The sequence below is a fragment of the Silvibacterium dinghuense genome, from assembly GCF_004123295.1.
GTDB lineage: Bacteria > Acidobacteriota > Terriglobia > Terriglobales > Acidobacteriaceae > Silvibacterium > Silvibacterium dinghuense.
Genome location: NZ_SDMK01000003.1, coordinates 471,731 through 493,464, shown reverse-complemented (window position 1 = coordinate 493,464; position 21,734 = coordinate 471,731). Strand labels below are relative to the sequence as shown.

General features: G+C 59.2%; 14 protein-coding genes and 3 tRNA genes. 13 read left to right on the top strand and 4 right to left on the bottom strand.

Translation table 11 applies throughout. The annotated features are described in order from the left end of the window. The first annotated feature begins 189 nt into the window (after positions 1-189). The 3 genes from ESZ00_RS16000 (at position 190) to ESZ00_RS15990 (ending at position 4,894) form a co-directional block, all read left to right on the top strand. Entirely contained in the window at positions 190-1,419 is a 1,230-nt protein-coding gene (locus ESZ00_RS16000; protein WP_129209301.1) for a DUF481 domain-containing protein, read from the top strand. A 98-nt stretch (positions 1,420-1,517) separates the two neighbouring features. Continuing rightward, positions 1,518-3,599, top strand: coding sequence for a RecQ family ATP-dependent DNA helicase (locus tag ESZ00_RS15995; RefSeq protein WP_129209300.1), 2,082 nt, complete (start codon positions 1,518-1,520; stop codon positions 3,597-3,599). 50 nt (positions 3,600-3,649) lie between these two features. Continuing rightward, a complete protein-coding gene (locus tag ESZ00_RS15990) occupies positions 3,650-4,894 on the top strand; it encodes a ComEC/Rec2 family competence protein (protein WP_129209299.1) in 1,245 nt (414 codons plus the stop codon). A gap of 104 nt (positions 4,895-4,998) precedes the next feature. On the opposite strand, the gene ESZ00_RS15985 is transcribed toward ESZ00_RS15990, so the two are convergent. From ESZ00_RS15985 to ESZ00_RS15975, 3 genes are all read right to left on the bottom strand, one after another. Further along, on the bottom strand, positions 4,999-5,616 hold the full coding sequence (locus tag ESZ00_RS15985) for a carbonic anhydrase (protein ID WP_129209298.1): 618 nt from the start codon (positions 5,614-5,616) through the stop codon (positions 4,999-5,001). Positions 5,617-5,767: 151 nt separating this feature from the next. Then, positions 5,768-5,843, bottom strand: a tRNA-Cys gene (locus ESZ00_RS15980). Between the two features lie 178 nt (positions 5,844-6,021). Next, positions 6,022-6,678 carry a peroxiredoxin gene (locus ESZ00_RS15975; RefSeq protein WP_129209297.1) on the bottom strand — a complete coding sequence of 219 codons (657 nt, stop codon included), beginning with the start codon at positions 6,676-6,678 and terminating at the stop codon, positions 6,022-6,024. Positions 6,679-7,132: 454 nt separating this feature from the next. Between ESZ00_RS15975 and ESZ00_RS15970 the strand changes: the two genes are divergently transcribed. The 10 genes from ESZ00_RS15970 (at position 7,133) to ESZ00_RS15925 (ending at position 17,904) form a co-directional block, all read left to right on the top strand. Next, positions 7,133-7,966, top strand: coding sequence for an SPFH domain-containing protein (locus ESZ00_RS15970; RefSeq protein ID WP_129209296.1), 834 nt, complete (start codon positions 7,133-7,135; stop codon positions 7,964-7,966). Between the two features lie 3 nt (positions 7,967-7,969). After that, on the top strand, positions 7,970-8,518 hold the full coding sequence (locus tag ESZ00_RS15965; protein WP_129209295.1) for a hypothetical protein: 549 nt from the start codon (positions 7,970-7,972) through the stop codon (positions 8,516-8,518). A gap of 78 nt (positions 8,519-8,596) precedes the next feature. After that, the gene (locus tag ESZ00_RS15960; protein WP_129209294.1) at positions 8,597-9,541 is read left to right on the top strand and encodes a ribosomal protein L7/L12; all 945 of its coding nucleotides are present in this window, start codon (positions 8,597-8,599) and stop codon (positions 9,539-9,541) included. 91 nt (positions 9,542-9,632) lie between these two features. Next, complete coding sequence (locus ESZ00_RS15955) at positions 9,633-10,547, top strand: PhzF family phenazine biosynthesis protein (RefSeq protein WP_229741315.1); 915 nt, start codon at positions 9,633-9,635, stop codon at positions 10,545-10,547. A gap of 524 nt (positions 10,548-11,071) precedes the next feature. Beyond that, complete coding sequence (locus ESZ00_RS15950; protein ID WP_129209293.1) at positions 11,072-11,536, top strand: response regulator; 465 nt, start codon at positions 11,072-11,074, stop codon at positions 11,534-11,536. A 21-nt stretch (positions 11,537-11,557) separates the two neighbouring features. After that, the gene (locus ESZ00_RS15945) at positions 11,558-12,271 is read left to right on the top strand and encodes an ABC transporter ATP-binding protein (RefSeq protein ID WP_129209292.1); all 714 of its coding nucleotides are present in this window, start codon (positions 11,558-11,560) and stop codon (positions 12,269-12,271) included. An 82-nt stretch (positions 12,272-12,353) separates the two neighbouring features. Next, positions 12,354-12,428, top strand: a tRNA-Gly gene (locus ESZ00_RS15940). A gap of 93 nt (positions 12,429-12,521) precedes the next feature. Next, positions 12,522-12,596 (top strand) — tRNA-Cys (locus ESZ00_RS15935). A 340-nt stretch (positions 12,597-12,936) separates the two neighbouring features. Beyond that, a complete protein-coding gene (locus tag ESZ00_RS15930; protein ID WP_129209291.1) occupies positions 12,937-14,307 on the top strand; it encodes a hypothetical protein in 1,371 nt (456 codons plus the stop codon). 273 nt (positions 14,308-14,580) lie between these two features. Beyond that, positions 14,581-17,904: a TonB-dependent receptor gene (locus ESZ00_RS15925; RefSeq protein ID WP_164981551.1), complete on the top strand. Its 3,324-nt coding sequence runs from the start codon at positions 14,581-14,583 to the stop codon at positions 17,902-17,904. Positions 17,905-18,043: 139 nt separating this feature from the next. On the opposite strand, the gene ESZ00_RS15920 is transcribed toward ESZ00_RS15925, so the two are convergent. Then, complete coding sequence (locus ESZ00_RS15920) at positions 18,044-21,586, bottom strand: carboxypeptidase-like regulatory domain-containing protein (protein ID WP_129209289.1); 3,543 nt, start codon at positions 21,584-21,586, stop codon at positions 18,044-18,046. Positions 21,587-21,734: the final 148 nt, after the last annotated feature.

The following is a 21,734-nucleotide window of genomic DNA, read 5'->3' as shown; positions in this document are numbered from 1 at the left end:
ACGCGTCCATGCTTCTGCAGGTACTTGAGAAGTTAACCAATCACGCACCCTTCCGGGTTACCATGGAAAACGGTTCAGGAATAGCTTCGCCGTCTGTCACGGAAGTGCAGGTCGTTTGCCTTAGGAAGCCGACGGATTGAGTTCCGTCACAGTTCCAACCTACCTTTTATTTCTTCAGGAGTTTTGTTCATGTTTCAACGCAGCCATGCGTCCCGTCGCGCTCCATTCTTATCCGTGCTCTTTCCGGTGTTCCTGATTTCTATGCTCGCGATGCGTCCGTGCACTGCAGCTGCGGCCGATGGCGATGCGGCGAAGAAGGATACGCCGAAGGACGTGATCGTATTTACGAACGGCGACCAGCTTTCCGGCACGCTTACACGGGAAGTGGGCGGAAATGTGGTTTTCCATAGCGATGTTGTGGGCGACATCACGGTGACCTGGGACAAGATCAAGGAGCTGCGCACGCAGACCAAGTTCGCCGTACTGGACAAGAGCGTGACGCCGAAGCGGCATAAGCTGCCGGCGAATGTGCCGCAGGGCACGATCTCTGTCGCCGATAACATGCTGACGGTGCATCCGGACAATGGTGTGCTGATCGAGCCGATGCCGGTGAAGAGCGCGCAGTACATTGTGGATGAGTCGACGATGACCAAGCAGCTGATCGGCAAGCCGGGCTTCTTCGAGGGCTGGCACGGCACGGCGACGGCAGGCGCGACTATCGTCGAGGCGACGCAGAAGCAGCACACTTACTCCGGCGCGGTGTCGCTGGCCCGCGTGGTGCCGACGGCAAGCTTCCTGAACCCGACCAACCGCACCACGATCAACTTCTCGGGCTCTTATGGCAAGAGCACGCAGCCGGCCTATGTATCGGAAGGCGTACTCTATCCGGAAAGTGATACCAAGACTGCCCTCTATCACGCGGATGCGGAGCGGGACCAGTACTTCAAGCCGCGTTTTTACGCGTTGGCCCAGACGTCCTTCGATCACAACTACAGCTTGCTGCTCGATCTGCAGCAGATTTACGGCGGTGGTATCGGTTGGACGGTCATTAAGCAGCCGAAACAGGAACTGGATGTGAAGGCGACGATCCAGTATGAAAAGCAGACGTTCATCAATGCCAGCGGGGGCACGAACCAGAACCTGATCGGTTCGACCTTTGGCGGCACCTACCTGCTGCATCTGCCCAGGAGCATTGTGTTCAACCAGCAGTTCTCCTATATTCCGGCTTACAACAACGCGAATGCGTACTCGGCGACGGAGACGGATGGATTGACCTTCCCGACGTACAAGAACTTCGGCTTTACGTTCGGAACGCTCGATACGTATTTGAACGATCCGGCTCCGGCGGTACCGGCAACCAAGCGCAACTCTTTCCAGATGACCTTTGGCCTGAGCTACGCTTTCAAGTCGAAGTACTAAAGCGGAAATGGAATGGGACGCGGCGGCGGGCTTATGGCCTTGCCGCCGCGTCCGTTTTTGCAGGGGACTGCGCGATACACTGGAGACAGCTGCTTCCGATGACTCGCTCTGTCTCTTCCTCCCACGCCAGTACGCTGCATGAAACGCTCCATCGCGTCTTCGGTTTTCGCGGTTTTCGCGCGAACCAGGAAGCCGTGTGCGCCGCGGCGATGGAGGGGCGTGACGTACTGCTGGTGATGCCGACAGGCTCGGGCAAGAGCCTCTGCTATCAGCTTCCAGCGATCGCGCGTGGAGGCACGGCGCTGGTCATCAGCCCGCTGATTGCGCTGATGGACGACCAGGCGGCAAAGCTGGCTGCTCTCGGTCTGCGCGTAGAGCGCATTCATTCCGGACTGGACCGCGAGGCTGCGCGCGAGGCCTGCCGCCAATATCTCGCCGGGCAGTTGCAGTTTCTTTTCATTGCGCCGGAGCGTTTGCGCGTGCCGGGTTTTGCGGAGATGCTGGCCAAGCGCAAGCCGAATCTGATTGCCATCGACGAGGCGCATTGCATTTCACAGTGGGGGCATGATTTCCGGCCGGATTACCGGCTGCTCGGCCGCTCGCTGGAGATGCTGAAGCCGGCGCCGGTGATGGCGCTGACCGCGACGGCGACACCGACCGTACAGAAAGACATTGTGAAGCAGCTCGGGCTTGCGGCGCCTGCGCAATTCATTCACGGGTTTCGTCGCGACAACCTGGCAATCGAAGTTGTCGAGGTCTCGAAGCCGCGGCGCGCGCAGTTCTGCGTGGAATTGCTGCAGTTGAAGGAGCGGCGGCCAGCCATTGTGTATGCGCCGACGCGCCGTGATGCGGAGACTACCGCCGAGACGCTTTCCAGTCATTTCCCCAGCGCGGCTTATCACGCGGGCATGGACGCAGGGGTGCGCGAGCGCGTGCAGCGCGAGTTTCTTGAAGGCAGGTTGGAAGTTGTCGTCGCGACGATCGCCTTCGGCATGGGCATTGATAAGGCTGATGTGCGCACGGTGATTCACACGGCGCTGCCTTCGAGCGTGGAGGGCTATTACCAGGAGATTGGCCGTGCGGGCCGCGATGGTCTTGAGAGCCGTACGATCCTCATGCATTCGTTTGCCGACCGGCGTACGCACGATTTCTTTTATCAGCGGGACTATCCCGAGATGGCAGTGCTCGACCGCATCGCGTACAAGCTCGGCGATGAGCCGCAGCATGTGGAAGATCTGCGCGACGCGCTGAAGATGGACCAGGAGATCTTCCAGAAGGCACTCGAAAAGCTGGTGGGCCATGGCGGCGCGGCGGTGGACTTTGAAGGCATGGCGACGAAGGGCGCGGCGGCCTGGCGTGATCCGTACGCCCGGCAGTGCCAGCATCGGCAGGAGCAGATCGAGAAAATGCTGCGCTTTGCCGATGGCGGCGTATGCCGGATGCGCATGCTGGTGGAGCACTTCGGCGACGATGAGGACGCGGGGCGTAACTGCGGGCTGTGCGATTTCTGCGCGGCAGAGAACGCCGTGGCGCAGGTCTTCCGTCCGCTGAAGCGCGGCGAAGAGGCAACGGTGGAATCGGTGGCGCGCGCACTGCGCAGCTCGCCGAATGGCATGGCTACGGGGCGCCTCTACAAGCAGCTTTTCCCCAGCGGGGGAATGGATCGCGACGAGTTCGAATCGCTGCTGGTGTCGATGGCGCGCTCGGGCTATGCGGAGCTCGAGGACACGACCTTCGAGAAAGACGGCAAGATGATTCCGTTCCGGCGGATCACACTGACGGATGCGGGTGAGGAGATCGGGCAAGGTGAGCCGCTGCGCATGCTGCTGCCCGATGCGAAGGAGCGCGAGCGTGCTGGCGCGAAGCCTCGGCGGAGCAGCCGTTCGGGAAGCGGGTCCGGTGCGCGTAGTGCAGCTCCGCAACAGAAAACGTTGATTGCCGAGCCCGAGGTAAAGCTCTCAGCAGCGGAAGAAGCGCTCGAAAAGCGTTTGCGCGCATGGCGCAGCGAAGAGGCGAAGAAGCACGGCTTCCCGGCCTTCCGCATCTTCGGGGACAAAACGCTGCGCGAACTGGTGCTGGAGCGTCCGCAGACGCAGGACGATCTGCTGCGCATCAACGGCATCGGGCCGGAGAAGGCTACCCGCTTTGGCGAAAGCATTTGCGCCATCTGTGCCGGTTAGCTTCTTTATCGAAAGCCGCCGGAGTGCATGATAAGGTGCGCGAAGGTGCCATGATGAACCGTAGACATTTTCTGGGATTAGCGGCCGCCGCTGGAGTCAACGGACCGCTGCGTGCCTGGGCGCTGGAGACGGCGAGAATACTTCCGCCCTGGTCAGAAGGCACACTCGACATTCATCATCTCGCCTACGGACGAGGGAACTCGACCTTCGTGATGGGCCCGGACGGCACGACGCTGCTGATCGATGCGGGGACAACGAAGGATGGCACGGATGTCTCCTGTGCGCAGCGCCCGGATGCGAGTGAGCGTCCGGGGCAGTGGATTGCAGATTACATCCTGCGGGTGATGCAGCCTGCGGGACGGCGTGAGCTCGATTATGCGCTGATTACGCATATCCATCCCGACCATCTTGGCGATCTGAGCGGAGATGAACCGTCTTCGCCGAAGGGCAATTACAAGCTGACAGGGCTGATGGATGTGGATGCGAAGGTGCCGATTCGCACGCTGATCGATCGCGGCTTTCCGGACTATACCTATCCAACACAACAAACAGCACCGTATGCCACGAATTATCTCGGCTATGTGCAGTCGCGCGTAAAGCAGGGTAAACGTACAGAACGCATCCAGGTGGGCAGCGCGAGCCAGATCGTGCTGAGGCAGAACAGGCGCGGGTATCCCGGATTTTCTGTACGGAATCTTGCGGCGAATGGCGAGGTCTGGACCGGTAAGGGCGATGAAACAAGGCAGACCTTTCCTGCATTGAGCTCGCTCGCGAAGAGCGACTATCCGACCGAGAATATGTGCTCGATTGCGTTGCGATTGAGCTACGGAAAGTTCGATTACTTCACCGGCGGCGATCTCTCTTCCGATATGGAGGAGACGGGTGAGGCCTGGCGTGATATCGAGACGGCTGCCGCGCATGCGGCGGGTCCGGTCGAGGTTGCGGTGGCCGATCATCATGGCTACTACGACGCGGTCGGGGTGGGGTTTGTGAAGGCGCTGCGCCCGCGGGCGTTTGTGATCCCGGCATGGTATGTGGGGCACCCATCCATCGTCCCGTTGCGGCGGATGCTGAGCCGAGCGCTCTATCCGGGGGATCGCGATGTGTATGCGACCTGCTCGATGGAGGCGAACCGGCTGGTGAACAGTCAATTCCTCCGGCAGCTCAAGAGCCTGGAAGGCCATGTGATCGTGCGTGTTTCGCCCGGCGGCGACGAGTACCGGATTTTTGTCACGGAGAATGCCGAGGATACGGGGCGCATCAAGCTGGATTCGGGGCCTTACCGGACTAGCTGACGCGGCCTAAGTGAATGCAGGCTATACAGCATGAATGCTCGCTCTCCCGCCCAAGCGGAGCTTGGACGGGGCACCCTGATCTTCGCCTGATATGGTTACGTTTTTTACAGGACAGGCTCGAACTGTTTCGACTGCTCGTCATAGATAAGCACATTGCCGGAACCGATTTCGTAGATCCATCCGGAGAGGACGAGTTCGCCGCGAGCGAGCGCTCCGGCGACCGAGGGATGCGTGCGGGTGTGTGCCATCTGCATGAGCACATTCTGGTGGGTGACGCGGGAGAGCAGGTCTTCCGGACCTTCGAGTTCCTGGGCGACTGAGAGCGCGGCCTCAGCATTGCGCAGCCAGCGGCGGACAGTGGGCATCTTCTCGGTCTGCTCGGGAGCGAGCAGGGCCTTCATGGCTCCGCAGTCGGTGTGGCCGCAGATGACGACCTGCTGCACCTTGAGCGCGGAGACGGCGTACTCGAGGACGGCAGAGACGCCACCCAGCATTTCTCCGTAAGAGGGCACAAGATTGCCGATGTTGCGGGTGACGAAGAGCTCGCCGTGGCGGGTCTGGGTGATGCGTTCGGGCTCAATGCGCGAATCGGCGCAGCAGATAAAGAGCGTGTGGGGGCGCTGGGGTTCGACCTCGGCACGGGTGTACTCCTCGCGGTGCTGGGGGTAAACCTCGGTGCGGAAGCGATGCACGCCTTCTCTCAGCCGTTCACGTACGTCCATGAATCCCTCTCCTGCGCGATGGGCGCCTTGGGCATTCTATCGTGAGCATCGATAGGAGAAGGCGCTCCACGAAGCGTGGATATGCAAGAGGCTGCATCGGTCAGCAGAATTTTGGAGAAGGAAGATGTGCGGCTAAGAGAGGAAAGAGAGTTGGAGCACCGGGCGGGAATTGAACCCGCGAATACTGGTTTTGCAGACCAGCGCGTTAGCCACTTCGCCACCGGTGCTCTTAGAGCAAAATCCGAGTAACCGTGCCCTTTTGACTGCATACCAGGTGGATTTTTCTTAAGGAAAAATCCACGCAGCAGGAGTGCCTCCGGGGTATATCTACTCGGATTCTGCTTTCGTTCCGCCGCGCTGCATGAGGTGGGAGCGCGGAGTGTGCTTCTGTATCTTACAGCGAACTTACTGGGGCTGCGAGGTGGTGCGCAGGTAGGGCTTCACGGTCTTGAAGCCGGGGAAGATTTTCGCCGCGTCGTCGTTGGAAACCGCGCCGGTGATGATGACATCATCGCCCTGCTTCCAGTTGGCCGGGGTCGCGACCTTGTGCTTGGTGGTCAGCTGGATGGAGTCGAGCACGCGGAGGATCTCGTCGAAGTTGCGGCCGGTGGTCATGGGGTAGGCCAGCGTCAGCTTGATGCGCTTGTCGGGGCCGATGACGAAGACGGTGCGCACGGGCGCGTTGTTGGCGGCGGTGCGGCCTTCGCAGGAGTCGCCCTCTTCGGCCGGCAGCATGTCATAGAGCTTCACGACGTTTAGGTCGTGGTCGCCGATGATGGGATACTTGACCTCGTGTCCGCCGACTTCCTTGATGTCTTCGGCCCACTTGCTGTGGTCGGTGACCTTATCGGCCGAGAGGCCGATGACCTTGGCGCCGCGGGCGGCGAATTGATCCTCGAGGGCGGCAACGGCGCCGAGCTCGGTGGTACAGACAGGGGTGAAGTCCTTGGGGTGCGAGAAAAGGACGGCCCAGTTGTCGCCGATCCACTCGTGGAAGCGGATGGTGCCCTGGGTGGTCTCAGCGGTGAAATCGGGAGCGATGTCGTTGATGCGAAGTGCCATTCCGTTTGCCTCTGACTGTACTGCTGGTTACGAAGGATGCCCGTGAAAAGGAAAAACCCACCGGCAGGGTCTCTGCGGGTGGGCGACTGAGCTGACTGAGTGAGTTCGCTCTAGGTACGCACCCGCACGGCGCAGCTGTGACAGCAGCAGCAGCAAGGACACATGCGGGTTGAAGCGAAGTTCGTCATGAAATCTGTAGAAGGAGCGGGATGCATTCCGCTTTTTCTTGTACCTGAGCATAGAGAGGCAGCCCATGAATGTCAAACCGGGAAATATTAGAGCTCGGCGATGCGGGCCAAAAACTTTTGGGAGCTGCCTCCATCCCGCCCTGTGGTTACAGCATCTTAGAGCCTCAGAAATACCGTGTATTCAGGGATGAGCCTGCCTTACTTCGCCGTCGCAGGTCTTGTTTCTCACAATCAACGCGTGCGGCGAAGTGAGAGGGATGGGAAATATGGCGCTCGCTCGCCAGGTGATTACTTCGTTGCAGGCGGATGGGACAGACCTGCTGGGTCTGAAGGGGCTGGCCGTGAAGATCGCGGACGACAGCATCGTCTCGGGTTCGTTGCTCACGGTGGAAAGTAACCATTTCTGCGTGCTGAAGTCGCGCGGCGCAGTGCTGAATGTCTACGACACGGGGCAGTATGCACTGGAGACGCCGGATAAGCCGCTCCTCGGATCGATCGCGCAGGGATTCTTCGGCGGCTCATCGCCCTGGGTCTACGAGGTGATCTACATCAACCGCTCGAAGCTGCTGGTGCGCAATCAGGGGATTGCCACGAGCGCGGAGATGGCGGAGATGGCCTATCAAGTGGATTACTACATCCACATCGATTCGAAGGCGGCGGCTCTCGACCTGATTACGCACCTCCCCTTCAACGGCAACTTCATCGACACCCGCGAAGTGGCCGATTATGCCGGGCCGGCGATCGAGCAGGCGGTGAACCAGGTGGTCCAGGTCACCAAGATGGAGGAGATCAACGAGCATATCGGGGAGATTCGTGAGTTAGTGAAGAACCATCTCACCGAATTTCTGCAGGTGTATGGCATTACGCTCAACGATCTCAAGGTGCTGATCCTGCCCAAGGACGATCGTATGCGCGAGCTGATCTCGCTGCAGGCGATCGGTCTTACCGCACAGGAGGCGATCCGCTATTACCTGGCGCTGCGGATGGCGGAGAAGGGACTGGTTTCGGCTCCGAACGCGGCGGCCGGTCAGCCGTTCCATATTGGTGGCCAACCGACGGGTTTCTATCCTGTCGGACCGGAAACCGGATTGCAGAAGTAAGTGATGACGGACTTTTATGACGCAAACGCGCTCCAGCAGGTCGCGATCAATCTGTTTTACGGCTGGGGCTATAACTTCTATCGCACGGAAAATCAGCTTCGCGCCGACGACCAGTTAGTGCGGGCGAAGGTCTCCTGGCTGCTCGGCCGGGCGCGGGCAGCGGTAGAAGCAGGCGAAGTGCAGTGGCGGCGGGAGAAACTTCCGCCGCCGAGCCGTGCTCATCCGTTTCCGGATGCCGAGGCCGTTGCCGGGGCTCAGGCGCTGGAGTTACTGGCGCGGGAGATAGGCAGGCTCAAAGGTCAGATCGAGAATCTGCCTGTGCCGGAGAATGACCGCATGACGCAGCGTTATCGCCAGGAAGCGGCTACGCTCGAGGCGCTGGCGTTGCAAGATGCGCTGCTGGTGGGACAGGCCGATCTGCTGTGTGCGAGGGCCGAAGGCGGCGACGGCGCGGCGCTCATCGCGTCCAAGTCCGAACTGCAACAGGGGCTGAAGGCTATCTCCGAAACGCTGCATCAGCGCGAGTCTCTTCTGCACGCGAAGCTCGGATAGTCCGAAGCTTTGCAGGGGCTGGTTTTTGCTCAGTACCGGTAAGTGATTTTGTAAGTGAAGAAAGGTGGTATCACGGAGATGCTTCACTATCTGGTCATCATTGCGGTGATCCTGCTGATTGTGCTGGCCACGCGGTCCGGCAGGAAGAAGAACGCCGCGGCCATCTCGGCTCCGCGTGCTCCGATTGTGCCGGGATCGCTGGTGCTGCTGGACTGCGGACCCAACAAGATCAGGACGATCAAGGTGCTGCTGAAGGCGCTGAATCTGGGCCTGGCCGATGCAAAGAACCTGGTGGAGAATGTGCCGGCGATGCTTATGAGCGATGGCGCGAGTCCCCAGGCGGTGGCGCTGCGCGCGGCTCTTGAAGAGTCCGGCGCGCGCGTGCGCATCGCAGATGCGGACACGGCACTGCCCTTCGATGAGGTGCCCTCGGATGAGGAGCCTTCAGAAGAGGAGATACAAGCGGAGCTGGATGCGCTGCTGGGGACCGACAATGTGCAGCAACCGGGCACGCGCCGCACCGTGACCGTTACGGTCAATGGCACGGAGCAGGGCGCGGAGTGGCTGAAGAACAATCCGGGGATCCAGGACGCGGTGCGCCAGGCGCTGAGCCAGCGACCGGACCTCGCTGCGTCGGCAGCCTCGATCAGCAAGGCGCTCGATCAGGCGATATCTGGAAATCAAGAGGGGAAAGCTGCCGCCGGGAATCCCTTTTCAGAAGGCAGTGCCTTTGCCAAGAGTGCGTCCTCTCCGTTCGCGACGCCAGCGACGGAGTCATCCGATGAGAATGTTGCGCCAGGCAGCGACGAGTACAGGGTGATGGTGACGAACACCGGCTTTTCCAAGGCCAGGGTGCTGGAAGTGATTCGGGAGCTGTGGCCGGATATTGAAGACGAGGAGATCGCGAAGCTGGGCAGGCCCGGTTTTGAGCTGCTGGCCGACGACGGGCTTTCCCGCGCCGAGGCGGAACGCTTCGCCGAGCGACTGGAAGCTGTCGGAGCATCGGTCAGGATCGAAAAATAGCAGGCGTCGGCCGCTGCATCGGCGATCATAAGATCACGCGGGTGAGGCGCGGTGAGACTTGAATCCAGAGAACCATTCTTCAGGCTCTGCGTTGAGGCGCAGAGCCTTTGCCTATCAGCTGTGCGATGTATTCACGACGCACCGGCTGGCGGGGAATCAGCTGGCTGTGTTTGTGGACGCGGGCGGGTTAAGCACGGACGAGATGCAGGCCCTGGCGCGGGAGACAAACCTTTCCGAAACCACCTTCATCGTGCGGCGCGACGCCTCGGTGGAGCGCGAACGCGGTGTCCTGGTTCGCATTTTTACCACGGAGGAAGAGCTGCCCTTTGCGGGGCATCCCACGCTGGGTACGGCGACGGTGATCCGGGCGCTGTTTCCGGAGTGGGCCAATGCGGAGCGCGTGGTGCTCGATCTGAAGGCGGGACGCGTGCCAGTTGCATTTCATCGTTCCGGCGGAATCGAGCGCGGTGTCATGACGCAGCCCAGGCCTGTCTTTGGGCGTACGCATAAGCCGGAAGAGCTTGCTCCACTTCTGGGGTTGGCCGTAGAGGATCTGCATGCCGAGCTGCTGCCGCAGACAGTGTCGACGGGGCTGCCGTTCTGTGTAGTGCCGCTGCGCTCCGTGGAGGCGCTCACGCGGCTGCGTGTGGATGGGCATCGTGCGAATGAATACCTGGCCCGCGTTGCAGCGGAAGATGCCGATGGGCCGCATGCGAAGTTCTTTTATGTGATTGCAGAAGAGGGTGCGCATGCCTGGCGCTCGCGGATGCAGTTTTATAACGGCGAAGATCCGGCGACAGGCTCGGCTGCTGGCTGTGCCACTGCCTACCTGGCCGCGCGGGGCGTGCTGGCGGAGGGCGCAGAGCTGCATCTCCGGCAGGGCATCGAGATGCGGCGGCCAAGCGATATCTACAGCTCTTTTCAACGAAATGATGCCACTGTGAGTGAAGTGCGGGTGGGTGGCAGCACTGTTCTTGTGGCAGAGGGACGCTTTTTCCTTGATTGATTCACACAGTTTCAACAAGAGATGAACAGCGCAACTCCTGTATTCACAGCAGTAAGGAAATTGGGACCCGTATTCCACAGCGGAAATCATGTTTTCTTCGCCTGTTGTTCCCTATTGCGGAGGGGCGGCGAGCTTCGTAATCTTGGCAAGCGTTCCGGGAAAAGCGGGGCGCAACTTTCGCCGATTGACTGAAAACTGAACCTGAGCAAAGGACGCGTGACACACGCGCACATACGCTGGCTGCCATGTTCCGGAGAGTATTCCGAGAAGGCGCAAGCAGCGGGAATGTGTGCACGGCGTGTAGCCGTCCTATGCTCTCCGCATCCTGAGGATGAGGGACAGCGGCCCCGTGTGCGCACGGGCAGAACGCTCTTTTGCGTTTTTGCCCGCAAGCAATGCGGCAGGAGCCCTGTTTTTTCTAACGACATGGAAGCGGCCAACGGAACCCATTGCGGGATTCGCACGCTCGACGTGTGTCCGCAGACTGACGGGCTTTGCGAGGCAGCAAGGCAGCAAGGACAACGATGCGACCGAAGAAGACGATCCTTTGCGTAGACCACAACGAACAGGCACTGGCCGTGCGGAAGTTTTTGCTGGAGACGCGCGGCTATCGCGTGCTGGCGGCGACAACGTCCTATGACGCGCTGGAGGTCTTCGCGCAGGGTGGGATCGACCTGGTGGTGAGCGATCTGCTGATGCCGCAGATGGACGGCAATGAGATGGTGCGCCGGATGAAGGAGATGACGCCTGAGATTCCGATGATGCTGGTGAGCGGCACAGTAAAGGCCTTCGATCGCGCCAGCGCGGCCGATGCCTTTCTGCCCAAGGGCGCCAGCGCTCCGGCCGAGATGCTCGAGCGCATCCGCATGATGATTGCGCGCAAGCGCGGGCCGAAGAAGACGAGCGTGCCTCGTGTGCCGGCGATGCGCAAGACGCCGATGGGCGCCGAGCCGCTGTTTACCGATCTGCGCACGGCCGTGGCTTCCTAGTCGGACGGGTACAATAAGCGGGTGCAGCCGATTATTCAAGCGGAACAACTGGAAAAGGTCTATCGCTCCGGCAAGGTGGAAGTGAAGGCGCTGCAGAGCGCGTCGTTCACGGTAGAGCGGGGCGAGTTTGTCAGCATCGTGGGTCCTTCAGGCAGCGGCAAATCGACGCTGTTCTATCTGCTTGGCGGCCTGACGCAGGCGACCAGCGGACGGATCGTCATCGACGGCGTGGATTTTGCTACCTTGAACGACGCCGAGCGAACCAAGATGCGCAAATCGAAGATCGGCTTTGTTTTCCAGAAGTTCAATCTGCTGCCGACGTTGACCGCGCGACAGAATATCGATATTGCCTACAGTATCTCGGGGCGTACGGAGCCTCTGGATGAAGCGCATCTGCGCAATCTGACGGACATGCTGGGCATCAGCGATCGCCTGGATCACAGGCCCTCGGAGCTCTCCGGCGGACAGCAGCAGCGTGTTGCGATTGCACGGGCGCTGGTCACGCAGCCGGCGATTATTCTGGCCGACGAGCCGACGGGGAATCTGGATACGGCCAGCTCCGACGCGGTGCTGGAGATGCTGCAGCGTTCCAACCGCGACTATAAGCAGACGGTGCTGATGATTACGCATAATCCGGAAGCCGCCTCGATTGCCGACCGCATTCTGCACATGCGGGATGGCCGGATCACGGGTGTCGAAGCGGGTGCGGGACGGGTGATCCATTCCGCGTTGTAATTCCCACAGCGGATGCGGATTTCCCACAGGGCTGATGGCGTTGACCTTAAGCCCTGCTCATGGGATACTTAAAAAGTACCAAGCGGGAGTAGCTCAGTGGTAGAGCATCGCCTTGCCAAGGCGAGGGTCGCGGGTTCAAGTCCCGTCTCCCGCTCCAGTCAGCCAGACCGTTGTCCCACCCCGGGTAAACGCTGTGTTGGCTTCATGAGCGCCGCGGGGTTTAAGCCGCAGGCGCTTTCTGCCGCTACAGGGCGCGGTACCCAAGTGGTAAGGGAGAGGTCTGCAAAACCTTTATGCGTCGGTTCGATTCCGACCCGCGCCTCCAAGCACGTCTGTCCGAATCACCCTTCGTAGCCAATCACACCGTACATTTTCCACGTCCAGCGTTCAGGCTATTCAGCGGCTGTCCTCTGTTGTGCTCTCTCGTAGAGTGAGCTGGCAGTTGTGTTTTTGCGGCGAGGACGACGGAGATACACGTTAAGCATTCCTTCTATATAGAGGTGTTGTGCAAGACAGTGTCTGCCAGACGGACAAGTCCGGAAGCCTTGCGATACAGATGATTTCACCGTGGAGCGGCTTTGCTTCACGGTGATTTTTTTCGGATTGTTTACAAGCAGTGGCCAAGGGATTCCCGCAGGAATCGATAAGATAAAAGTGAATTCCCCGTGGCCACAACACAGACAATAGGACGCAGCGAAGCGATGGATGTGGAGCGGCGACGAGAGTTGATGGAGCGCGTTTTAGCTTCCGATCAATTCCGTCGTGCCCCCAGGCTGTCGGCATTTCTGCGCTTTATCTGTGAACAGGAGCGCCTTGGGCTGGCCAACCGCTTGAATGAGCAGCGCGTGGGCGTGCATGTCTTCGGACGGCCTGAAGGTTATCACGTCGGCGACGACAGCATCGTGCGTTCCCAGGCTCGCCAGCTTCGGCAGCGGCTGGAAGAGTACTTTGCCACCGAAGGCAAGGACGAGCCCTTTGTGCTGTCTGTTCCCAAGGGCTCTTATGTGCCGCACTTCGACCCTTATCCGCAGGGAAGTGCAGAAAGCGAATCCGCAGAGGAGCTGCTGCGTGTTGGGGCTGGCTCCGAAACAGGCCTGCGTGCGTCTTCCTCCGACAAATCACAGGTGGAATCGCTTGCGCTCCCGCAACGCCGGTGGTCCTGGGGCTTTCAGGCGTCTCGCCTGATGCTCGGGGGAGCGCTTGTCTGGATTCTGGCTTTGATCGCATTCCTGGGTTATCAGGGATTTCGATACTGGACCCATACACGGGAGACGAAGGAAGCCATTTTCTGGGACTCGCTGCTGAGTACGAAGCGCGAGGTCATCATCGTGCCCTCGGACAGCAGTCTGGTGCTGCTGGAAAAGATCGATGATAAGCGTGTGGCGCTCGATGACTACATGAGTCACCGGTATTTAAACGGCAAGGACACCGGAGACAAGGATGGCTATGCGCCTCCGGATATGGACGAAGTGAAGCGCAGCATCGCCTTCGGCCGATATACGAATATGGCTGATCTAAACCTGGCCTGGAATCTGGGACAGCTTGCCGGCGCGCGGCACACGCAGGCGCATATCCGCTTTGCGCGGGATTTGAATCTGAAGGAACTCGGGGAATCGAATTCGGTCCTGATCGGCGGGCCCAGATCGAATCCGTGGGTCGATCTCTATGCGCCGTATATGGATTTCGTCGTCGATTACGACCAGAGCTCTCACCGGAATGTGATCCTGAACCGCAAGCCGAAGACGGGAGAGCAGGCGCGCTACTTCGAAGTAGGCGGCGAATCCGAGCATGAGGCTTATGGCATCGTGGCCTATCTCCCCGGCCTGGATGGGCAAGGCTCCTCTTTGCTGGTAGGCGGGACGAGCCGAGCTGGAACCGAAGCGGCCACGGAGTTTCTCTTCAGCCATGGATTTTCGAGCCTGCTGGAGCGTATTTCCAGCAAGCAGGGGATACCTCACTTCGAGATTCTGATCTCTACCAGGAACCTTCGCGGCGATCCGCACGAGAGCAGTGTGCTCTGCTATCACCAGCTCTAAGCCTCGTTGTAACCCTACTGAAACCCTGTATTTACACTCCTGCAATCTCTCCGCGCATCAGGCCGCTTTCACAGTGAGAGTGACCGTGAAAGTACCTGCCTCCAGCATTTTTACCTTGCTAGGTTGAGGGCATCCGCACCTCCCGATCGAGGATGGCGCGCGGAAGACTGTAAGGGAGAAACAATGAACACTCTTGGGAAGAGGCTACGCCTCCGAGGGCATCGATCTGCGCCTATGCACTGCGCAGCACTGCTTGCTCTGGCGGCAATTTGCATGGGGTCGCGCGCCTTTGGACAGGGCGTGACTGGAACAATCGGCGGCGTAGTGACCGATCCGAGTGGTGCGCCGGTGGTGGGTGCGACGGTAACCGTGACCGATCTGGAGACGAACGCGCAGCATGTCATCACCTCGTCTTCAACGGGAAATTACCGGGTGGCGGATCTGCGGCCTGGGCATTATCTCGTCCATGTCGAGGCTCCCGGTTTTCAGGGCTTCGATGAGAACAATCTGGTGCTCTCGATCGATCAGGCGCTGGAGGTCAATCCTTCTTTGAAGGTGGGTGGCGCCCAGGAAAAGGTCATCGTGACGGCTGAGACGCCACTGCTCCAGAGCGAGCAGTCCTCGATTGGCTTGACGCTGGACAGCAATAACATCCAGAACACGCCACTCAATGGCCGGTTAAGTGTGCTCGGACTGATGATCCTGGCTCCGGGCGTGCAGAACCTCTCGACGGCACAGGATACGGTTCCGGCCACGGGCGTGACGCTCTCGCTGGGCACAGGACGCCGTAACTCCTATGGCGGCATGGCGACCACGCTCGACGGCACGATCAACGAAGAAGTTTCGCTGCAGCGTTCCGAGGCTGAAATCCCCTCCATCGATGCGTTGCAGGAATTCAAGCTCATCACCAACGGCGCGCCCGCGGAATTCGGGCAGGCCGGGCAGATCATCGTTGCCACCAAGGGCGGCGCCAATCGCATTCACGGCGAGCTGCTGGAGTTCAACCGCTCGAAGGGAACGAGTGCCAAGACCTATTCGTTTGTGACGCCGGAAAAGACCTCGGCTCGTCCTCCTTATGAGCGCAATGAATACGGTGGCAACTTCTCCGGGCCGATCTTTATCCCGCATCTTTATGATGGCCGCGACCGGTCCTTCTTCTTTGCCGCCTACGAGCGCTATGCCTACACCTTTTCTTCCAGCGCAAACACGATCCAGCCTACAGAGGATGAGCGCAACGGCGACTTCAGCGAATTTCTGGCCGGCGGCGCCTGCAACAGCACCGGCACCAGCGTTCATATCGTCAATCCGATGACGGGCACCGACTATTACACGGCCAACGGAAACAAGATTCCTTCGAGCGATATCAACCAGGTGTCTCTAAAGCTGCTGAAGCTGCTCTATCCGACGCCTACCACCTCGGGCTGCGATACGACCAACACGTATGAGCTGATCGACTACACGCAGAAGGCGCAGCGTTTCTCTCTGCGTCTCGATCACAAGCTCTCTGAGAAGGACCAGCTACGTGGCACGTTCATGCGCGCCTTCTACGGCCCGTATCCCGCCAGCTGGACGGACAGCCTGCAGGGTGGTTACAGCGCCGATGGCGAGCACAATGCCGACACTATCCTGGGCTGGACGCACACCTTCTCGCCGACCCTGGTGCTCGATGTGCCTGCCTCGTATCTGCACCTGATCATCGTTCGTCAGCCGCACGTCAATGACGTCAACTTCGGATCTTTTATTTCCGGTCTGGGCTCCATTGAATACGGCGGCGCACCGACGATTGCCATCAAGAACCTCACCAGCACCGGCGACTCCGGTGGTGGACATGCTGGCCTGGAGCAGGATATCGAGTTCCAGCCGACACTCACCAAGGTCTTCTCGAAGCACACCATCAAGACGGGCTTCTCGTGGGTATGGAGCAACTACTACTCCGGCAGCATCGTTTCGAACGGCTCCTTCGACTTCGGCAATACGACGACCTACTCCGGCGTGCCCTTTGCCGACTTCCTCCTCGGCGTGCCAGATAAGACTGTCAACGGCAATCCGGCCAGCTATAACATCCGTGAAAAAGAAAACCAGTATGCCGGTTTCATTCAGGACGATTGGAAAGCGCTCCCCACGCTGACTCTTAATTACGGTCTACGCTACGACCTGCAGTGGTTCCAGAAGGACCCCTACGGACGGAATTCACTCTATATTCCTGAGCAGGGCAAGCTGGTTGTTTTTGGAGATTCGATTCCTGCGAGCGCTGTCAGCAGCTATGTCAGCTCGCTTGAGTCCTATGGCGTGATCGAGACATCGGCTCAGGCGAAGATGAGCAGCAATCCCTGGGATTATCTCGGCCATCCGAAGAATGACTTCGCGCCTCGCCTGGGCTTTGCCTGGGAAGCGACGCCCAAGACGGTGGTGCGCGGAGCATTCGGTATCTATTACAACCTGGTTCCAACGCAGTATACGAACACGGAAATCGATAACCTGCCCTTCACCGCTACGGTTACGCATACCAACAGCAGCACTGCGACCTCGAGCGGCTACTTCACCATGAGCGATCCTTTCGCTTCGACGGGTGCTTACAGCTCCAATCCCTCGGTAGGCGCGCAGGCCAAGAGCAAGACGCCCTACACCGAGCAATACAATCTGGCGGTGGAGCGCGATCTTGGGGATGGCTTCGATCTGCGGGTCGGTTACGTCGGCCAGCACAATCTGAAGCAGAATAATGTGCAGGGTCCGGGTACCACGACCATCAACCTGAACGTGCAGCAATATCCGCTGATCAATGCTTCACCGCAGAAAACCTATAACGTGCAGCCATTCTCTTCCATTACGCTGAACACGATTCCTGTCTTCCACTCCGACATGAATTCGCTTCAGGTTGGTCTGCACAAACGTTACAGCCATGGCCTGAGCGTGAATGCGGAATATCAGTGGACTCGCATCCTGGGCAATGAGAACCTGCTCAATCCCTCCGGCGTCAACGTGAACGATTCTTATGGTCCGGCCAGCGGCACGGTGCCGGAGGTATTGAATCTGAATTACACCTACGAATTGCCCTTCGGCCACGGACATCTGATCGCAGGCAATGCTCGCGGCGTGCTGAATACGATCATCAGTGGATGGCAGTATTCCGGCGTGGGTACATTCCAGCAGGGCACTTACTTTACTGTGACTGCGAACACCCCAAGCAACACGGTTGGACTCACTTCAACCCGGGCGAATCGTGTGGCTGGTGTGCCGCTGTATCCGAAGCACAAGACGAATGCAGAGTGGTTCAATCCTGCAGCCTTCTCCGCGCCTGGTTCCTATGCCAGCACAGACGGCAACACCTACGCTGCCATGGGCAACTCCAGCTATGACATGCTGCGTGGGCCTGGCTGGTGGAATATGGATATGAACCTGATGAAGAATATCTCCTGGGGCGAACGCTACAACGTGCAGCTCAGAGGCGATACCTTCAATAGCTTCAACCACCCGAACTTTGGCGTTCCCGCTTCGAATATCTCGACGCCTTCTTCGGTGGGCACCATCACTTCCACCTCAAGCAGCCCGGTTTACGAACAGCGCACGATGGAATTCGGGGCGAAGTTCACCTTCTAAAACCGCATGGGCTTCGACGACGCGGTGGTATGCGCAGCCGAAGCCCCTGTTTTATCTCTGCCGATCCAGATACGCTAAAACCTGCAGGCCGCATGCGCTCTGATCTTGAGACGTGCGGCCTGTGTATTTCTGCTGCGGGCTAGAAGGTGAACCGCGCGCCAAATTGCAGTTGGCGTGGCAGATTGGCTGCCGCGGTTATCTGCCCGAAGCCCGCCATTACCGATGGGTCGCTTACTTCGGCCGGATCCCAGAAGACATTGGGGTATCCCATCTGCACCGTGTTCGTTACGTTGTAGCTGGAAACCTCCAGCCGCAAGTTTCGTTCACCCAGCATCGCGAAGCCCTTGTACAGCGATACATCCGCACTGTGTGCGCCATCTGTGCGTACACTCCCGAGATAAGCTGGTGCGGTGCCTGCCGCGAAATAGCTGGCCGGCTGTGAGAAGCATGTGTAGTTGAACCACTCATCGGCTGAGTGTTGAGCATGCGCGCCCGGATCGCACGCCAGATTCACGCGCTGGTTGAAGTAAGGATTGCCCGTGCCCGTCGGTGAGGCGATCGGTACGCCGGTGCTCAGGTAAAGGATGGTGTTCAGCGTCCATCCGCCCAGCAGTGAATCCTGCATGCCGTGCAGGTTGATCAGCCGTCCCTTGCCGATGGGCAACTCGTATGATGCCTGCCAATTGAACTGCAGCTTTACATCCTGTGAACTCACTGCGCGCTCCAGGTTCAGGTTGCGCCAGTCCTGCGCTGCTCCCGAGTGGTAGCCCACGAAGCTCAACGGCGTTTGGCTGTCGTTAGTCAGCAGTTTGGACCAGGTGAAGCTGGCAATGGTCGAGAAGTGATTGCTGAGCTGCTTCTCGAGCTTGGTCTGCAGCGAGTTGTAGCTTGAGTCTGCGCCGGGATAGCCGTAGACCGTTACGCCGTTGCCGAACGATCCGTTGTTGAATTGTGGATAGGGCTCGAGCGAGAGCCACAGCGGCACCTGGCTTGCGCCATAGTAGGGATTGGTCGCCGGCAGGATCGGTTCCCATGTGTTCGAGACCATCTGGCAGCCGTTGCTGCCGTCCACGCACAACGAGGTGCCGTAGCGCGCGATCTCGCCGATCGACATCACATTCAGATCCACAGATCCCAGCGGCAGAAAGAGCCCGCGGCTGCCCACGTAGGCCAGCGTAAAGACCATCCGCCCGGGAAGTTGCTGCTCAACGCCCAGGTTGTAGTTATAGGTGGTCAGCGTTCTTGGGTTACGGATTACTGTATTCAGGCCCACGCCGATGTTGGTAGCCGCGCCGAGCGAGGAGCCTGTAGGCTGTACCACTCCGCCCGGAAAAGGGTTGCTTAACGGGTTAAGCATTACCGTGTTGCCGTCGGAGTTGTACTGGGTCGCGTTCCAGGTGGTTACCGAGCTGAAGCCATCGGTGTTGAACACGGGGTTGGCCACCATTGAGGTACTCGGCCCATAGTAGATGCCTGCACCGCCGCGCACTACGGTACCCGGCTTCGTCTCCCACGCAAAGCTTGCGCGCGGTCCTGCGTTCTTCCAGTTCGTATCAAAGGCCGAGCGGTGGCCCGAGGTCACGAATTGCTCGCCGCCTGTCAGCCCAATACCATCCAGGCTGTACTGCACGGCGGGATCGAAGGATTCCTGGCGATTGAAGCGTTCCGTACGTCCGCCGAAAATCTCCCACCTAAGTCCAGCAGTGATGGTCAGGTGCGGTGTCGCGTGAAAGACATCCTGGAAGAACGCCGCGTAGTACGGATTTGCTTCTGCTGCGAAGACGTCTTTGGTAAAGTTCTCAGTCTCATTGCTTGGTGTCGATCCCATGCCCAGCAGAAAGCTGGCAAAGTCGCTGCCATCGCCGGCTGTCGCGGTTGAGCTGGTTGCTGTGTTGTCGAAGGCATAGGAGCCGGCCGGAGAAACTGGCTGTCCGATGTTCATGAACTTCTTCTGCCACTCGAAGCCCGTGCTTAGTTCATGCTTGCTTAGCAGCTTGGTGTAGGTTGCACCCACATCGCTGTTCTCGCTTGCGAAAAGAAACGTGTCTTCATTGCCGGTGCCACCGATTGAGGCCGTGGTTCCAAAAGTCATCACTGGAATCTGCTTGTAGAGCACCTCGCTCGCCAGCGACGACGGAAATCCGGCCGTCGTGATGTCATAGCCGCTCTGGCGCGGGTCGCCTGTCTGGTCTTCGTAGTGTCGCGTGAAGGAGTAGCGCAGCTGCAGCAGCGAGCTCTTCGAGAGCGTAATATCATCGCCGAGCACTACATTGCGTGTGTTCGTAATATTCACGTAGTAGTTTGGGTCGAACATGTTATCTGCGCCGTAGAGATCGGCGTTGCCGAAATCCAGCCGTCCAAAAGAGAAGCGCCCGAAGAGCTTGTTCTTTTCGTTCAGTGCATAGTCCATGCGCACATCGAACTTTTGTGCATTTTGCGGATCGAGCCCGGAGCCGGTGTAGTTGTTCGTGTGGTAAGGCCCGGTGCCGGTCAGATTTGGCTGTGGGAACTTGCTCGCGAAGTACTGCGCCACTGTGTCCAGGTCAGACGCAGGAATGACGTTGCCGGAAAACGCCTGTCGTGTGCCGTCTGCGTTGTCGGCCACCAGCGGGTTGTAGATGGTGAAGCTGTCGGAGGAGAAATCGCCCGTGCGCTCAGCCGCGGTCGGCACGGTATAGTAGCCGTTCTCGAGCTGTTCCTGCTGCGTGGCCTCGTAGTCGGCAAAGTAGAAGAGCTTGTCCTTGAGGATCGGTCCGCTGATTGCGCCGCCCTCCTGGTAACGATGGAAATCGAGCGGAGGCTTGCCCGGATTGTCGCGCTTGTAAAAGAAGTCATTCGCCGCCATGGCGTTTGGGCGGAAATATCCGAAAGCATCGCCGTGCAGCTTGTTTCCGCCGGATTTAGTCACCAGGCTGATCACGCCGCCGCCGCCGCTCGCATAGCTCGCCGGCGTGTTCTGCGTTTCCATGCGGAACTCTTCGACGCCATCCTCTGGCACCTGGAAGGCGGGCATGATCGTCGCTACATTGTTTTCCGCAATGCCGATTGGGCTGCCATCCACCATGTAGAACACGTTGCCCTGCAGCGATCCGTTGATGGTGTACGACGAAACGTCGATCAGAGAGCGAGCGTTGAAAATGCCCGGAGTGTCTGATGCATTCGGGGTGCCGTTGGCCGGCGCCACGCCCGCGCTCAGCTGTACCAGCTGGTAAACGTCGCGCGTCAGCAGCGGCACGCGGTCGATGGTCTCGGCGCCGATCAGTTGTCCGACCGTTGCGCTCGAGGTGTCCACCGGCGAGCTCGAGGCATCCACCGTTACTGTTTGCGTCAGAGAACCCACCGCCATGCGCACGTTCACACTCGTCGCCTGGTCTACCGTTACGCGTACATTCTTTTGCACCTGGGTTTCAAAGCCGTCATGCGCCGCGGTCAGCTGGTATACACCGGGATCGACCGAAACAAAGGTGTATAGGCCGGCATCGGTCGTCGTCACCGTGAGCACTAACCCAGTCTTCGTTGATTTGAGCGTGATCGCTGTTTTGGGGATCACCGCGCCACCGGAGTCTGTCACCGTGCCGCTCACGCTGCCGCGTCCAGCCTGAGCCTCCAGCTTGCCAGGAAGGAGCCAGCAACAGAGTGCCAGCAAAGTCAGCAGGGCAATACTTGTTGCGTTGCGCGCCATAAAACAGTCTCCGTGTGTAAAATTACTTTTCTTTATTCAATCGTTTGAATATCGTGTGCAAGGAAGTTAAGTGGAACCTGAGACCCTGTCAAGAAGAAATATTTTCCCGCTCCATCCCGCATCTGGTGTGGTATTCCTCAGGAACTCA

What these genes read in the sequence shown, in the direction of transcription:
- ESZ00_RS15920 (WP_129209289.1), bottom strand. Translation starts at nt 21,586, where the DNA reads ATGGCGCGCAACGCAACAAGTATTGCCCTGCTGACTTTGCTGGCACTC.
- ESZ00_RS16000 (WP_129209301.1), top strand. Translation starts at nt 190, where the DNA reads ATGTTTCAACGCAGCCATGCGTCCCGTCGCGCTCCATTCTTATCCGTG.
- ESZ00_RS15990 (WP_129209299.1), top strand. Translation starts at nt 3,650, where the DNA reads ATGATGAACCGTAGACATTTTCTGGGATTAGCGGCCGCCGCTGGAGTC.
- ESZ00_RS15995 (WP_129209300.1), top strand. Translation starts at nt 1,518, where the DNA reads ATGACTCGCTCTGTCTCTTCCTCCCACGCCAGTACGCTGCATGAAACG.
- ESZ00_RS15970 (WP_129209296.1), top strand. Translation starts at nt 7,133, where the DNA reads ATGGCGCTCGCTCGCCAGGTGATTACTTCGTTGCAGGCGGATGGGACA.
- ESZ00_RS15960 (WP_129209294.1), top strand. Translation starts at nt 8,597, where the DNA reads ATGCTTCACTATCTGGTCATCATTGCGGTGATCCTGCTGATTGTGCTG.
- ESZ00_RS15950 (WP_129209293.1), top strand. Translation starts at nt 11,072, where the DNA reads ATGCGACCGAAGAAGACGATCCTTTGCGTAGACCACAACGAACAGGCA.
- ESZ00_RS15985 (WP_129209298.1), bottom strand. Translation starts at nt 5,616, where the DNA reads ATGGACGTACGTGAACGGCTGAGAGAAGGCGTGCATCGCTTCCGCACC.
- ESZ00_RS15925 (WP_164981551.1), top strand. Translation starts at nt 14,581, where the DNA reads ATGGGGTCGCGCGCCTTTGGACAGGGCGTGACTGGAACAATCGGCGGC.
- ESZ00_RS15975 (WP_129209297.1), bottom strand. Translation starts at nt 6,678, where the DNA reads ATGGCACTTCGCATCAACGACATCGCTCCCGATTTCACCGCTGAGACC.
- ESZ00_RS15965 (WP_129209295.1), top strand. Translation starts at nt 7,970, where the DNA reads ATGACGGACTTTTATGACGCAAACGCGCTCCAGCAGGTCGCGATCAAT.